The sequence below is a fragment of the Bifidobacterium sp. ESL0728 genome (genome assembly GCF_029392015.1).
Classification (GTDB): Bacteria; Actinomycetota; Actinomycetes; order Actinomycetales; family Bifidobacteriaceae; genus Bifidobacterium.
The window spans coordinates 820,030-834,455 of the sequence record NZ_CP113925.1 but is presented as its reverse complement, the minus strand read 5'-3'; the positions used below and the strand labels follow the sequence as shown (position 1 = coordinate 834,455).

The window sequence follows — 14,426 nt, the reverse complement described above, 5'->3', positions numbered from 1 at the left end:
CAGCGTGCAAAAAGTGCACCTTGCCCTCCATAGTCCGCACTTTTCTAACGCCACTGATGGAAAAGTGCACCTTGTCAGCGATAACACGCATTTTCCCGACGCTACCGTAGAAAAAGTGGACTTTACGACCCATAACCTGCACTTTCGTGACGCCACCGTGTAAAAAGTGCACCTCAACCGCCCGATTGTATCTTCTTGACACCACCGTACGGAAAGTGCACCTTGCCCTCCACAATTTGCACTTTCTCGACGGCAACATTGAAAAAGTGCACTTTACGACCCATAACCTGCACCTTTTCGACGTTAACGTCACAAAAGTGCACTTTACGTGATACAAAATGCACTTTTCTGACGGCAAAGCAAAAGATGCCATGGGAATCCATGACATCTTTGATGAGATAGGTTGAGCTAACGGACAGCGAATCGAACTGTCACAGCACGCTTTCAGAGCGAACAGCAGACGGGGCGAGTTGCGTTTTCAGCGTGAACGACGGAACGGGGTCGAGTTGCGCTTACCATGCGAACGGTGGAAACCGTCGGCCTTGCGCGAGCGCTGGTTGCGGTTTCCGGAACGACCTTGGTAACCATCGTTGCGGTCACGGCTGCCATCGCGTCCGTGACCACCTGAACGGCCTTCGTAACCTTCGTCACGTCCACGACCACGACCGCCGGACTTGCCGTAGCCACCGTGACGGTTTGACTTTCCGGAACCGTAGGAATCGCCATAACCCTCGGAATAGCCGCCATTGCGTCCGCCGGAACGCTTGCCTTCATAATGACGGTTCTTGCTCTTGCCCCCGTGCTGGCCACGTTCATCGAAATCGGAATGGCGCGAACGCTTGCCGCTACCCTTGCGGTAATCGTCATCATAGAATTTATGCGAGCGACGATCATCACGACGACCGCGCGAGGAACGACCATCGATTGGCCCCTGACCGTCATCGTAACGCGGATTGCGGTTCTTGTGCCCGTCACGGCGTCCGCCATGCGAACGTGAATCATTGAAATCTCTGGAATCGTTGAAACCGCCATCACGGCCACCACGGCCACCGGCATCTTCGAAGGAATCGTCACGGCCACGTTTGTTGAACGAACGTCCGGAATCACCATGTCGGTTGTTACGATCACGACGCCCGCCACGGTCTTTGCGTCCGTAACCACGCCCGCCGCGACCTTCGTTGCGTCCACCGCGGCCAGTGCGCCCGGCCCTGCGATTGACCACGGGCACCGTAAGCGTCCAGCCTTCGACCAGCGGGGCGTGCTCCCCCACCAACTCTTCCAGCTCAGGAGCTCCCGGAACGATCTGCTGGCTCTTGGCCTTGATACCGGCCCGATGCAGCATCTGACGCGCGTCGCGGCGCTGCTGCGGCAAAACGAGCGTCACCACGTCGCCGGATTCACCAGCGCGCGCGGTACGGCCGGAACGGTGCAGGAAGGACTTCGGGTCCTCCGGCGGCTCAGTCTGCACGACCATCGCCACGTCGCTGACATCGATGCCGCGCGCGGCCACATCAGTGGCCACAAGCACGTTGACGTCCCCGGAAGTGAACGCGGCCAGATGCCGGTCACGCTGGTTCTGCGAAAGGTTGCCCTGCAAGTCGACGGCGGGGATGCCCTCCTTGACGAGCTTGTCGGCCATCTTTTTAGCCTGATATTTGGTGCGGGTGAAGAGGATACGCTTGCCCTTGCCGCTGGCGAGTTCGCGGATGACTTCGTATTTGTTGCCCTGCGAGACCTCGAAGACGTGATGGGTCATGGTGTCGACCTGAGCATCGGCGGGTGCGATCTCGTGGATCTTCGGGTCGTGCAGGAATTGCTTGACCACCTTATCGACGCCGTGGTCAAGCGTCGCGGAGAAGAGCATGCGTTGGCCGTTGGGATCGACTTGCTCAAGCAGGCGTTGCACGGAAGGCAGGAAGCCCATATCGGCCATTTCATCGGCCTCGTCAAGCACTGCGACCTCAACGTCCTCGATGGAAAGCGCGCCTTGGCGCAGCAGATCCTCGAGACGCCCGGGGCAGGCGACGATGATTTCGGCACCGGCCTTGAGCTCGGAAATCTGGCGACTGTATTTGACCCCGCCGTAAATGGTAGCGGTCTGCATGTCATAGGCAGCGGCGAGCGGAGCCACAACCTCGTTGATCTGGTTGACCAGTTCGCGCGTGGGAGCAAGAATCATCCCATGCGGATGAGGCAGCATGGCGCGCTTCTGAGCCTTGCGGTCGCCGCGGTCCATGCGTTCGAAATCGCGCATCGCGGCCTCGCCTTCGCCCTGTTCGCCAAGACGGGTGACCAGCGGGATGGCGAATGCCAGCGTTTTGCCGCTTCCGGTCTCGCCTCGGCCAAGTACATCGCGGCCTGCCAGGGAGTCGCCGAGGGTGTCGGCTTGAATCGGGAAGGCAACGGTCTTGCCGTCACGCGCCAGCACGCTTACCAGCGGGCCCGGCACGCCGAGTTCGGCGAAGCTGCGCTCGGGCTGGTCGCCGGTCTTGGCGTAGGCAGCCGCGCTTTCGGCAGCTTCTTCGGCCTGTTTCGATTTGGACTTGTTCGAGTTATAGGAATCAGGATTATTCATTGGTGAGCCTGCATATTCTCCGCCCCTAAAATCAGCAGAGTTGTCTGAATTATTTTTATGAGTACGACGCTTCGGCACAATAGCCTTTCAAAAGATTGAAGCCGACCTGTCTCTCATATGTGCGGACCCCGGCTTCTCAATGGACAATTCACTATATCAGACGCGCCCCACAACGAGGATATTGGCAATTCCTGCTTCCTCGGCACGAATTCAGCATATCGTACGGCATTAGAGACATCGGATACTATCGTTGGAAGTCAAGTAACGACGCGGACGACATACGAAGGACGACATCATGCAGCAACCCATCACAACCTCATCGGCGTTTCTCGCCCAGCCCAGCTCCCAAGCGACACCAGACGACTTGAGCTGCGCACAGGATCTAAAGGATACGCTCGAAGCGAATGCCGAACGATGCGTGGGCATGGCCGCGAACATGATCGGCGAACACAAACGAATTATCGTATTCAACGACGAGTTGACCGGCCGCATAATGACGATGTTCAATCCCGAAATCATCGAAAAGACAGGTCCGTACGAAACCGAGGAAGGCTGCCTTTCGCTGGAATCAACCAGAAAGACAACAAGGTTCGAAACGATACGGGTACGCTACCAAGATAGGAGATTCAAGGAGCGTATCGCCAATTTCAGCGGTTGGACGGCACAAATCATCCAGCACGAAATCGACCACTGCAACGGCGTGCTCATCTGAGACATTGCCTAGAACCTGAATTTCGGATTTTCTCGTTCAGTTTGATTCGACGACGGCATCGCTGGGCGGGGTTTGCTTCTTGTGGCGCGGACTCGGCTGTTTGGCCGGTGGAACATCGGTATAGGGATGGCCCATGCTGGCTGTGGAAGTATAGAAACTCTTGGAGGTGCCGTTCGGGTTGACATTCGGGAATGGCGAGCTGGGAGCGCTTTGGACACCGTCGGCATGGCCGGTTTCGCCACGACGGTAACGTTCCATCATCTGTTTCTGCAGTTCGGTGGCACTCGGAGGCGTCCACGAAAGTGCGTTGGCACCGGCCTCGATGGTCTCGTGAATGGATTGCGCGGAACCGCCGGAACTGGCGACCACAGGAATCTCCGGGTAACGGTCCTTAACGTGCGCCACCACTTCGGCGGTGTTCCTGCCGGCGGCGACGTTGATGATCTTTGCCCCGGCCTCGATCTTGCGCTGCACCATATCGTCCCATTGCACAATCGTCGCCATCACGGGTACGTGCACGGTCATGGCGACCTCGCGCACGATCTCGACCTCGCTGGGTGCGTTCAACACAACGCCAGCAACACCTTGCATCTCGGCAAACACGGCCAGTTCGAGCACGCGCGTGCCGGTGGTGGTGCCTCCCCCGACGCCCACGAACACCGGGGCCTGCGCCACGGAAAGCACGGCCTGATTGATGACCGGCTGGCCAGTGAACGGGTAAACGGCGAGAATGGCGTCGGCATTGGTGTTATGTATTACAGCAGCGTCGGTGGTGTAGGCGAACGAACGCAGACGTCTGCCCTGCAAAAGCAGCCCTGAAGACTGTTCGATTTCGGCCGGCACCCGGGCATCGGCCGAGCTCAGCGGGTTTTCAATAGGCAAAGCCTCCGGCAGATTCGCCGGCAGGTTGGTCAGTTCCTGTTCCATCGTGCCGCTCCCTTCACGGGTTTCCGAGTACTTCTCAATCCGCCAGTCGCGGAGGTCATATCAAATACAGCATAATCGTATGACGTCACAACATACAGGTTGAAACGAGCACATTACCAGACCCAACATATCACCGCGTCGATTTGTTCCCAAGTAAGCGTCATTTCTTGACAAAATGCACAAAACCGTCATTAAACCGAGCGCAAAGATTCGCCGAAACGTCTACTCGATATGCCAAAATTGGCTTGAATCCGCGGGTAAGGCAAACCTTGCGGAATGTTTGAAACGCAATGAGACATAGCACACATCAGAACGAAGGAACGAATACTTGGCTGAATTCATTTTCCAGATGATCAATGCTCGCAAGGCCTATGGCGACCGTGTGATCCTTGACGACGTGACCCTGAGCTTTTTGCCGGGCGCGAAAATCGGCGTCGTCGGCCCCAACGGCATGGGCAAGTCGACCCTGCTCAAGATCATGGCGGGGCAGGAAACCGTCTCCAACGGCGAGGCGAAGCTGACCCCCGGCTATTCCGTAGGCATCCTGCAGCAGGAACCGCCGCTGGACGAAGACAAAACCGTCGGCGAGAACATCAAAGCCGCTTTCGGCGACATCACCAAGAAGGTCGACCGATTCAACGAAATCGGCGAGGAAATGGCCAATCCGGACGCCGACTACGACGCTTTGATGGCCGAGATGGGCAAGCTGCAGGAAGAGATCGACGCGGCCGACGGCTGGGACATCGACTCCCAGCTCGAGCAGGCGATGGATGCCTTGCAGTGTCCGGACCCGGATACGCCGGTCAAGGTCTGCTCGGGTGGCGAACGCCGTCGCGTGGCGCTGTGCAAGTTGCTGCTGGAAGCCCCCGATTTGCTGCTGCTCGACGAGCCGACCAACCACCTCGACGCCGAATCCATCCTCTGGCTCGAGCAGTTCCTGCACTCCTACAAAGGCGCCGTCATCGCCGTCACCCACGACCGCTACTTCATGGACAACGTAGCCGAATGGATCTGCGAGGTCGACCGCGGCCATCTCTACCCCTACAAGGGCAACTACTCCACGTACTTGGAGACCAAAGAAAAGCGTATGGAAATCCAGGGCGCCAAGGACGCCAAGCTCGCCAAGCGCTTGAAGAACGAAATCGCATGGGTCAAGAGCTCGCCTAAGGCCCGTCAAGCCAAGAACAAGGCCAGGCTCGAGCGCTACGACGAGATGGAGAACGAGGCGCGCAACTCCAAGAAGCTGGACTTCTCCGAAATCGTCATCCCGCCGGGGCCGCGTCTGGGCTCGCAGGTGCTGGAGGCCGAACACATCCACAAGGCGTTCGGCGACCGCGTGCTAATCGACGACCTCTCCTTCACTTTGCCGAGAAACGGCATCGTGGGTATCATCGGGCCCAATGGCGTCGGCAAGTCCACCCTGTTCAAGACCATCGTGGGCAAAGAACCGCTCACCAGCGGCAAGCTGACCATCGGCGAGACCGTCAAGATCTCGTACGTCGACCAGAACCGCGAGGGTCTCGACCCGAACAAGAACCTTTGGGAAGCGGTTTCGGACGGCAACGACTTCATCGAGGTCGCCGGCGTCGAAGTGCCGACCCGCGCCTACGTCGCCAGCTTCGGTTTCAAGGGCAGCGACCAGCAGAAGTTGACCGGCATGCTTTCCGGCGGCGAACGCAACCGCCTGAACCTTGCACTGACGCTGAAGCAGGGCGGCAACCTGCTCCTGCTCGATGAGCCCACGAACGATCTTGACGTCGAAACGCTGGAATCGCTGGAGAACGCGCTGATCGAGTTCCCCGGCTGCGCCGTGGTCATCTCCCACGACCGCTGGTTCCTCGACCGCATCGCCACGCATATCCTCGCATGGGAGGGCGATGACGACAACCCGGCCAAGTGGCACTGGTTCGAAGGCAACTTCCAGGCCTATCAGGAGGACAAGGTCAAGCGCCTCGGCGAGGAGGCCTCCCGCCCCCACCGCATCCATCGCAAGTTGACCCGATAGACAGCATCTTCTGCTAGTAACAAGACAATCCCGCTAGTTTTCGTATGTTTTTGATACTCAAAACGTACGTTTTCTAGCGGGATTGTCTTGTTACTAGCGGGATGGGGACCGAGAAGAAGTGCCACGGACAATTGACAACCGTCTGAAGGGTCAGACAGCCATCATCGGGTATTGTGGATTGATGTGGATTGCTGAAAGTTATCCACAGACACGCCGAGATGCCGATCATTCGACCACAGCACCCTATTTTTCCCTTGTATACCAATGTTTTACGCTAATTTGGTGTTATGGGACAAAAACTGGTGGAAATCAACCGCATGCTGGCACAAGCCGAAGCAAAAGGCAGATATTGCTATGGCAGGGATGACGGGCAACGACGCGCATTGGCCCGCAAACGAGAATCTGGCTTACTGGTCAGCCCCTATAAGAACATCTATGCACGTGTGGAGTACGTCTCCACCTTGGACCCGATTGAGCAAAACCGGCATCTGATCCGCACCTTGGCGAGGAAACATCCCCATTGGGACTTCGCCGGACCAAGCTCGGCCGTGATGCTGAGGCTTGAACACGGATGGTCGATGCATCATGACAAATCAGTCTTCATCGCCACCAAGGATTCGAAATCGGCAGTTTCAGACCGGCACCTGCATCGTCTATACATTGCAAATGTTCATCGCTGGAAAGTAGAAAACGTATCGGTTACCGACCCTTCACGAACTTTGGTGGATTGTGCCTTGCTTTTCCCGTTTTCCCAAGCATTGGCGTTATTCGATTCGGCTGCAAGACAACAGCTTCTTGAGACTTCGGCAATCGAAAAAATCTGTTCAACAATGCATAAGAACACTCTGGCGGTATCGAAATTATTACATTATGCCAACGGTGCAAGTGAGAATGGCGGGGAATCCTTGTGCCGGGCACTTATCATCGAGGCGGGATTCGCAACTCCGGAGCTGCAACATGACTTTACCGACCCCCAAGACGGTTCTCACTATCGCGCTGATTTTCTTTGGCACACGGCTGGCGGCAAGGTTATTGCCCTGGAATACGACGGTCTGCAAAAATATATCAATCCCGAGATGACACATGGAAAAGACACATGGCAGGTGGTCAACGAAGAACGTCGTAGGGAATCGGCATTAAAGCGTGCCGGGGTCACCGAAATCGTTCGAATCTCCTCACAGGAAGTGAACAGACCGAATCTATTATCTCATCGCCTTGTCTGCGCAGGAGTTCCCAGAATCAGGTGAACATGTTGTTCATTGTGTCCAGATCCTGATTTTAACAACCGACGAGATTTACTTTTCCTTATCGTCCTTCTTTTCCGGCACGCGGATGGTGGCTTCCTGCGTCATCGCGGCCAGAAGCCTGCCGTCGGCCGAATAGACCTTGGCGATGCCCAACGCGCGGCCATGGCCAGCGACCGGAGCGTCTTGTACGTAAAGATGCCATTCGTTCATATCGATATTGTCATACCACCACATCGAGTGGTCGATCGAGGCATAAAAGATGCCGGGCGTCGAAATGCTCAGGCCAGCGCGACGCAAATCCGGCTCCATCATCACCTGGTCGCACTCGAGCGCCAGCAGCGCACGGTAGACGTTTTGCGACGCCTTGACCGGGCTGGCCATGCGCATCCAGACCATCTGTTTACCTGAATCCTTGTCGGCACTTTCCTTGTCGGGTTCGAGCATGACGGTCGAGCCGATATGACGGATGTCGAACGGCGACTGGGAGGAATAGTATTTGGCGAACCCGGACTTTTCAGCGTAAGGCTCCATCAGGTCCTTCGCACTGGTCAATGTTTCTGGGTCGGGAAGGTTACGTGGCATGTCGTCGTTGAACTCCACGCCGGACTGTCCGGCCTTCTGCAGGCTCACCGTGGCGGTGAAGAGCAGCTGGTTGTCCTGCTTGGCGTCCACGCGGCGTGTGGAGAAGGAGCGGCCGTCACGCAGCGATTCGACCTCGTAGCGGGTCTCCTCGTCTAGCTTGCCGACCTTGATGAACGTGGCATGGATGGAGTTGGCGACCTTGTCATCGTCGGCGGTGTCGGTCGCAGCGATGATGGCCTGCGCGGTCATCTGGCCACCGTAGATGCGTTCGGTGGGGTAGTAGAGGTTCGTGGCGTCATGGAAGACGGTCCGTCCGCCTTGCTCTTGCCCGGCTTTCAGCTTGAGCGCCTCAACCGCTTGCTGCGCTGCGTCGCTTGCCTTGACTTCCGCCATGTCACTCCTCGATTCTGTCGAATTAACGCTTATGTGAGTCTATCCGCGCCGCCCAACTTTTCGCCCGAATTTCGCCAATATCTGAACCTGTCCATTATTTGTTTATTGTTCCAACCAACCGGAATGACTCAGATCCATGTGTTCATCAGTAAGTTCTGCGAGAAAACGTACATTTTTGGCCCCAAAAGTATACGAAAACTAGCGGAATTGACCGGTTAGTCGCAGGAAAGCATCAGGTCAGGGCTGTCAAGGAATGTGAAACCGCCAGCGGCTTCGAGCAACCTACGCGCAAGCCCCAAAGCCAGCAGCGTCGATTGAACTCCGTCGATACCCCCGATCTGATGGGACCACACGATGCCACTGTCGCGCTCCAGTGTGACTTTCGTCCAGAATTCCCCGGAGTCCCCTGTTGCGGTTCAGAAACCAACAGGTCGTAGGGTTCACCGTTCTTTTCAAACGTTCGTGTGAGCACTTCGCTGTGTCCTTGCGTTTGGAGCATTGCCAATCTGAAGATTCAGACATTACCAGTCAGATATTTGATGTGTTACGGACCAAATATTCGAAGTGTTACCGGTCAGCTATCGCTTCTTTTGCTCATAGAGCCTCCGGCGGCAAGTTTGCGCTGGCGTTCGCGACGCTTGGCGGCCTTGATCTTCGGGTTCTCGGCACCTTCGCTCGGCGGCAGCTGGCAAAGCCATTCGCCGACGATGCCCACCACCATGTCGCCGATGCAGATGACGCCGGTCACCGCGCATTGGATGACCACGTTCTGGAAATACGGGATGCTCCAATGAGGCAGACATAGCAAAGCCTGCGCCAAATACCAACCGGCAAGACCCGCCCCGGCAATACCAAGCGCCTTGCATAGCACCAGCGTATACACGGCTTTGGTCGGGTCGATCCAGCTTTTGCGTCTTCTTGGGTCAGTGATGGCGTATTGGTGAACCTGCAAAGCCAATATCAAAACCGCGGCACCCAGCAGTATCAGGACGAACGCGACGAACCATGGGGCACCGATCAGCGAGAGACCGCTCACTTCATCGGATTTGACCAATATCGCGCCGAGCAGCAAGCCGACCAACGCTGCTATTACGTAATACCACCATGGGGTCCGTCGTGCACTCATTGCGTATCCCCCAGTATCCAGCGGTCGTCAACCTTGCCGACGCGGGCGGCATCAGGTGCCATCGCAAGCAAGAAAGAGACCGGGTCGCCGTCGAGCTCGGCATCGGGATCCATATCGAGCCATGGCGCGAGGATTTCGGCCTGTTTTTTCGCCGCAGCCAACGGCAGTTCGATGGAGTAGGCCAAATCTTGAGCAACGTCCTGTGCAGCGTTTTCAGAGGCATTTTCGGCAACACTATCAGCAAGGTTGTCAGAAGGATTATCAGCGGCGTTTTGCGCCGTGTTCTGAGCGTTCATGGTCTCGCCCTCGACGTCAATTAAACGCAACGTGACAGCGCCTTCGTGGGAGGCCGACAAAGAATCAAGCAGCGAGATGATGGCCTGCGGCTTCAACTTGGTGGTCAGCTGGATCACTGCGGCGCTGGCATCGGAACTGTCGACGCCCATGACGTGATAGAGCGGCGAAATGCCTTCGACCTGATTGCCTGGCACCGCGTCAAGCGAGACGATAGCTGATCGGAACCGCTTGGCGGCATCGCTGGTTTTGCTGCGCATGGCGATGATGGCACGACGCGGAACGGCATAGACATCTTCCGCATCGTTTTGCTGCCGGGCTTGTTCCTTGTCCGCTTCGTCACGACGCTGCTGCTCGGCTATCGTCGCACCGGCCAGCGAAGCCTTGGTGGGAACCGTACTTCCGGCTGCCTGCGAAAATGCGATGCTGTTCTCATCGTCGGTCTGGCCCGTACCAATCGTTACCGGAACATCAGCAAACGTAATACTGTTTACAGCGTTTTCGTCCGCACTTTCGCCTTCATTGTTTCGCGCGCCGACCCCATCATTGAGTTTCAGCGTGACTTCGGCATGTGCCCTGCCGCTCTTAACGGCCTCAAGCAACTGCTGCCAAACCTCGGCCCCGGCGGCGATATCCTCACTCGTCGTTTCATCGAACGAGAGCGAAAGGCGCGCCTGAACGCCGAGGGGCGTGCCATCAGCTGCCACGCCCCTCGATTCCTGCGAATCGTCAATCAATGGATTCGACATGTCGCTCACTCGGACTCTTCCGGCTTCATACCGACCGAACGCTTGAGCGATTCGGGAATCGGAACCGGCGGAATGTCGGAATCGGGACGAGAGGAATCGGAGAGCCAGAGCTTGCGTTCCGGAGCCATCCTCAAGTTGGCGAAGATGACCTTCAGTTCCTTCTCGTTCAAGGTTTCCTTGACCAGGAGCTGGCGTACCAGCTCATCGAGCACATCACGGTTTTCGGTGATGATCTGCCAAGCCTCGGTGTGTGCGGTTTCGAGCATGCCGTGCACTTCTTCGTCGATGACGTCCTGCGTGCGCTCGGAGTAGTCGTGGATGAAGTTGTTGGCGGAATCCTCACCGTGCTCGGAATCGCCCCACTTGACGGCTCCCAGCTTGGAGGACAGACCGAATTCGATGACCATCTTACGAGCGATCTGCGTGGCCTTCTCGATATCGTTGGAGGCGCCGGTGGTCGGGTCGTGGAAGACGATCTCCTCGGCGGTACGCCCGCCCATGGCATAGGCCATTTGGTCGAGCAACTCGTTGCGGGACTGCGAGTAACGATCCTGTGTCGGCATGACGGCGGTATAGCCCAAGGCGCGGCCTCGCGGCAGAATCGTCACCTTGGTCACCGGGTCGGTGTTGTGAAGCGCAGCGGCGACCAGCGCGTGGCCACCCTCATGGTAGGCGGTGTTGCGCATCTCGTCCAAAGCCATGCCGCGCGACTGACGCTTCGGGCCGGACTGGACGCGGTCGATGGCCTCGTCGATGGCGCGGTTGTCGATCAACTGGGCTCCCACACGGGCGCAGAGCAACGCGGCCTCGTTCAACACGTTGGCCAGATCAGCACCGGTGAAGCCAGGCGTGCGCACAGCGACGGTATGCAGGTCGACGTCGGGGACGAACGGCTTGCCCTTGGCATGGACCTTGAGAATTTCCTCGCGGCCTTCCAGATCCGGTGCCTCAACGGCCACCTGACGATCGAAACGACCGGGACGCAGCAATGCCTCGTCCAGGACGTCAGGACGGTTCGTGGCGGCGATGATGATGAGGTTGGTGTCGTTGTCGAAACCATCCATCTCGACCAGCAACTGGTTCAGGGTCTGTTCGCGTTCGTCATGGCCGCCGCTCATGCCGGAACCGCGCTTGCGGCCGACGGCGTCGATCTCATCGATGAAGATGATGGCCGGAGCGTTCTTCTTGGCCTCGTCGAAGAGGTCCCGCACACGCGAGGCACCGAGGCCGACGAACATCTCGACGAAGTCGGAACCTGCCATGGAATAGAACGGCACGCCCGCCTCGCCTGCCACGGCTCGTGCGAGCAGCGTCTTACCGGTTCCAGGAGGGCCGTAAAGCAGCACACCACGCGGGATGCGGGCACCAAGAGCCTTGTACTTCGAAGGATCTTTGAGGAAGTCCTTGATTTCCTCGACTTCGGCCACGGCGGCTTCCTCACCGGCCACATCGGAGAACTTGGTGGTCGGTGTCTTCCCGTCCAAAAGCTTGCCGTTGTCCTTCTTGCCGCCCATGCCGAGCATACCGTTCATACCGCCGCTCATGCGGCTGAACAACCACCAGCAAAGCGCCAGCAGAATCACGAATGGCAGCAAAGTGGAAATCAGGTAGGCCATCATGGAATCGGACTGCATGTCCGCCGTCCAGCCGTTCTTAGGATCGGCCTTCTTCACGGCTTTCAGGACTTCCGGCCCTTCGGCCTGCGTGTAGTAGAACTGCACATCACGTCCGTAATCGTGGTCGGCCTTCGTGTTCGGGTCGATCTTCTTGAAGTTCTGATCGAGTTTCAGCTTGACCATCTGCTTGTTGTCGATGACCTGGATGCGGTTGGCGCTTCCCTGTTGGACGAGCTCCATGCCGTCCTTGGTATCGATGGTCTGTGTGCTGTTGGAATTGAACAGTTCAAAGCCTGCGAACACCAGCAGGACCAATACGACAATCCAAAGTATCGGCGACTGCCAGAACGGCCGCTTCTCGTTGGGGTTCCGATCGCCCTTGTTGCTGTTGTTATTGCGGCGATTGTTGTTATTGTTCCTGTTGCCGTTGTTGGGGTTGTTGCCCCGGTTGAAGGGGTTGAAAGGATTGTTGTTGTTATTGTTTGATCCGTTCTGGTTACCCATCGGCCCCATGGGATTGCGAGGATTCTGAGGATAGCTCATGCTGCTGCTCCTTCATAGACAGACGGCTTCAAAACCGCGATGGAATCAAGATTGCGGAAATGCTCCTTATAGTCAAGCCCAAAACCGACCACGAATTCATCGGGTACTTCGTAACCCTTATATTTCAGGGGCACCTCGACCTCCCGCCGAGATGGTTTCTCCAGCAGCGCAAACACCTCGACGCTTGCCGCACCACGCCCTTTTAGCTCACGAACCAGCCAATCGAGCGTATAGCCGGAATCGATGATGTCTTCGACAATCAGAATGTTGCGACCCTTGACGTCACAGGAAAGATCCTGACGAACGGTGATCTTCCCGCTGCTTTCAAACCCTTCCCCATAGCTGGAAAGGCTCATGAAATCCATCTGCACATTGATGCTCAACGCCTGCGAAAACGCGGCAAGCGTGTTTACCGCCCCTTTGAGCACGGCTACAAGCAAGAGATCCTTGCCTGCGTAATCCTTGCTCACCTGCGCAGCCACTTCCTTGATTTTGCCTTCAATCTGAGCTTTTGACACCAGTTCATGGTCAATTTCGTCTTGTACATCCGCGATTTGCATGTTATCCATTTTTACACACGCGAATGACGTGTTTCTGCCTACTGACTGAATATTTACTGGGAATTGAAAGCGCACCCTGGCCATGCCAATCGGTCACCAGCGTCTCGATGGAAAGAACGTGCGAAGAAACGAACGGGATATCGAGTTCGGCAAGCACCCGGGCAATGACACGACGGCGAATCGCAGGATGGGCATCGGCAAGCGGCTTGACGAGCATAACGACCGCAGCGTCAACGCTGTTCCGCTTGACTGCATTGTGATACAAATCCTCGGTCGCGGCCTCGAGAAAATCCTTGTCCTCGCTCGCCACGCGTGCCGCCTGAGCCAAATGATCCGAAACGTCGCCGTCGAAAAAACGCGAAAGATAGGGTATCAGGGTGTGTCGCACGCGCGAACGCAGCGGATAGCTTTGCGGCAAAGGCTGGTCGAGAGGAACAGTATCGCCGTTGGTCGGATCATCCCACCAGGTCATTTTCAGTTCCCGGCAAATCGCGGTGGTCTGGGAACGGGTGAGGTCAAGGAACGGTCGGACGAAACGGATACCGTCACGAACGAACGTTGTGGGCATCCCGGCCAGCGCATCGATACCGGCGGAACGGGTCAGCACATCCATCAGAACCGTTTCCGACTGATCGTCGCGGGTGTGCGCCAGAAGCACCGCAACGGCATCGATACCGCGTGCGGTTTCGATGATGGACTCATAGCGCGCCTGTCGTGCCGCATCCTCAACGCTGCGCCCTTTTCCAATTCCCCCGACATTGATGGTACGTACGATGACCGGTTGCAGACCCAAGTCTTTGCAACGCGACGCCGCATCCTGCGCGATCTCGCCGGAACCGGCCTGAAGCCGATGATCGACGATGACGGCCCCACAATGGATTCCCAGCATTCCCGAGACGATATGGCTCAGCGCGGCGAGCGCCATCGAGTCCCGTCCCCCGGAACATGCCACCAAAACCGTTGGGGCGCCGGGCAAGGGAGCATGCTCGCCGTGTTCGGCGAAGCGAACGTCCTGCCGCTCGATTCCTATTTCCGCCAAGGTTTTGCGCAGGTCGCCCACAGCCTTTTTTATTGTCGCCGAATATGCCATCTCCCGA

Annotated in this window: 12 protein-coding genes; 3 read left to right on the top strand and 9 right to left on the bottom strand. The window is 57.2% G+C overall.

Features of this window, described 5'->3' with window-relative positions; translation table 11 throughout:
- Positions 1-478 precede the first annotated feature (478 nt).
- Positions 479-2,575 (bottom strand): DEAD/DEAH box helicase, encoded by a 2,097-nt coding sequence (locus OZX67_RS03015; protein WP_277144039.1) that lies wholly within the window; start codon positions 2,573-2,575, stop codon positions 479-481.
- Positions 2,576-2,870: 295 nt separating this feature from the next.
- On the opposite strand from OZX67_RS03015, the gene OZX67_RS03010 reads away from it, so the two are divergent.
- Positions 2,871-3,287, top strand: a complete 417-nt coding sequence (locus OZX67_RS03010) for a peptide deformylase (protein ID WP_277144037.1) — start codon at positions 2,871-2,873, stop codon at positions 3,285-3,287.
- A gap of 36 nt (positions 3,288-3,323) precedes the next feature.
- On the opposite strand, the gene OZX67_RS03005 is transcribed toward OZX67_RS03010, so the two are convergent.
- Complete coding sequence (locus tag OZX67_RS03005) at positions 3,324-4,214, bottom strand: dioxygenase (protein WP_277144035.1); 891 nt, start codon at positions 4,212-4,214, stop codon at positions 3,324-3,326.
- Positions 4,215-4,542: 328 nt separating this feature from the next.
- Between OZX67_RS03005 and ettA the strand changes: the two genes are divergently transcribed.
- The gene (gene ettA / locus OZX67_RS03000; RefSeq protein WP_277144033.1) at positions 4,543-6,219 is read left to right on the top strand and encodes an energy-dependent translational throttle protein EttA; all 1,677 of its coding nucleotides are present in this window, start codon (positions 4,543-4,545) and stop codon (positions 6,217-6,219) included.
- Between the two features lie 287 nt (positions 6,220-6,506).
- Positions 6,507-7,466 carry a hypothetical protein gene (locus tag OZX67_RS02995; RefSeq protein WP_277144031.1) on the top strand — a complete coding sequence of 320 codons (960 nt, stop codon included), beginning with the start codon at positions 6,507-6,509 and terminating at the stop codon, positions 7,464-7,466.
- Positions 7,467-7,514: 48 nt separating this feature from the next.
- Here the strand turns inward: OZX67_RS02995 and OZX67_RS02990 are convergent, their stop codons facing one another.
- The 7 genes from OZX67_RS02990 to tilS all read right to left on the bottom strand — a co-directional run bounded on the left by OZX67_RS02990 (position 7,515) and on the right by tilS (position 14,419).
- Entirely contained in the window at positions 7,515-8,441 is a 927-nt protein-coding gene (locus tag OZX67_RS02990) for an acyl-CoA thioesterase domain-containing protein (protein ID WP_277144029.1), read from the bottom strand.
- A 215-nt stretch (positions 8,442-8,656) separates the two neighbouring features.
- Positions 8,657-8,794 (bottom strand): hypothetical protein, encoded by a 138-nt coding sequence (locus OZX67_RS02985; protein ID WP_277144027.1) that lies wholly within the window; start codon positions 8,792-8,794, stop codon positions 8,657-8,659.
- Between the two features lie 221 nt (positions 8,795-9,015).
- Positions 9,016-9,567 carry a DUF3180 domain-containing protein gene (locus OZX67_RS02980; RefSeq protein ID WP_277144025.1) on the bottom strand — a complete coding sequence of 184 codons (552 nt, stop codon included), beginning with the start codon at positions 9,565-9,567 and terminating at the stop codon, positions 9,016-9,018.
- Positions 9,564-10,619, bottom strand: a complete 1,056-nt coding sequence (locus OZX67_RS02975; protein ID WP_277144022.1) for a hypothetical protein — start codon at positions 10,617-10,619, stop codon at positions 9,564-9,566. Before OZX67_RS02975 ends, OZX67_RS02980 begins: the two co-directional genes overlap by 4 nt.
- Entirely contained in the window at positions 10,616-12,769 is a 2,154-nt protein-coding gene (gene ftsH / locus OZX67_RS02970; RefSeq protein WP_277144020.1) for an ATP-dependent zinc metalloprotease FtsH, read from the bottom strand. The genes OZX67_RS02975 and ftsH overlap by 4 nt, the downstream gene beginning before the upstream one ends.
- Positions 12,766-13,329: a hypoxanthine phosphoribosyltransferase gene (gene hpt, locus OZX67_RS02965; protein WP_277144874.1), complete on the bottom strand. Its 564-nt coding sequence runs from the start codon at positions 13,327-13,329 to the stop codon at positions 12,766-12,768. Before hpt ends, ftsH begins: the two co-directional genes overlap by 4 nt.
- A gap of 1 nt (position 13,330) precedes the next feature.
- On the bottom strand, positions 13,331-14,419 hold the full coding sequence (gene tilS / locus OZX67_RS02960) for a tRNA lysidine(34) synthetase TilS (RefSeq protein ID WP_277144018.1): 1,089 nt from the start codon (positions 14,417-14,419) through the stop codon (positions 13,331-13,333).
- Between the last annotated feature and the right edge of the window lie 7 nt (positions 14,420-14,426).

Excerpts from the sequence above, each read along its gene's own strand:
- OZX67_RS03015 (WP_277144039.1), bottom strand. The coding sequence starts at position 2,575 with ATGAATAATCCTGATTCCTATAACTCGAACAAGTCCAAATCGAAACAG.
- OZX67_RS03010 (WP_277144037.1), top strand. The coding sequence starts at position 2,871 with ATGCAGCAACCCATCACAACCTCATCGGCGTTTCTCGCCCAGCCCAGC.
- OZX67_RS03005 (WP_277144035.1), bottom strand. The coding sequence starts at position 4,214 with ATGGAACAGGAACTGACCAACCTGCCGGCGAATCTGCCGGAGGCTTTG.
- OZX67_RS02995 (WP_277144031.1), top strand. The coding sequence starts at position 6,507 with ATGGGACAAAAACTGGTGGAAATCAACCGCATGCTGGCACAAGCCGAA.
- OZX67_RS02990 (WP_277144029.1), bottom strand. The coding sequence starts at position 8,441 with ATGGCGGAAGTCAAGGCAAGCGACGCAGCGCAGCAAGCGGTTGAGGCG.
- OZX67_RS02980 (WP_277144025.1), bottom strand. The coding sequence starts at position 9,567 with ATGAGTGCACGACGGACCCCATGGTGGTATTACGTAATAGCAGCGTTG.
- ftsH (WP_277144020.1), bottom strand. The coding sequence starts at position 12,769 with ATGAGCTATCCTCAGAATCCTCGCAATCCCATGGGGCCGATGGGTAAC.
- hpt (WP_277144874.1), bottom strand. The coding sequence starts at position 13,329 with ATGCAAATCGCGGATGTACAAGACGAAATTGACCATGAACTGGTGTCA.
- tilS (WP_277144018.1), bottom strand. The coding sequence starts at position 14,419 with ATGGCATATTCGGCGACAATAAAAAAGGCTGTGGGCGACCTGCGCAAA.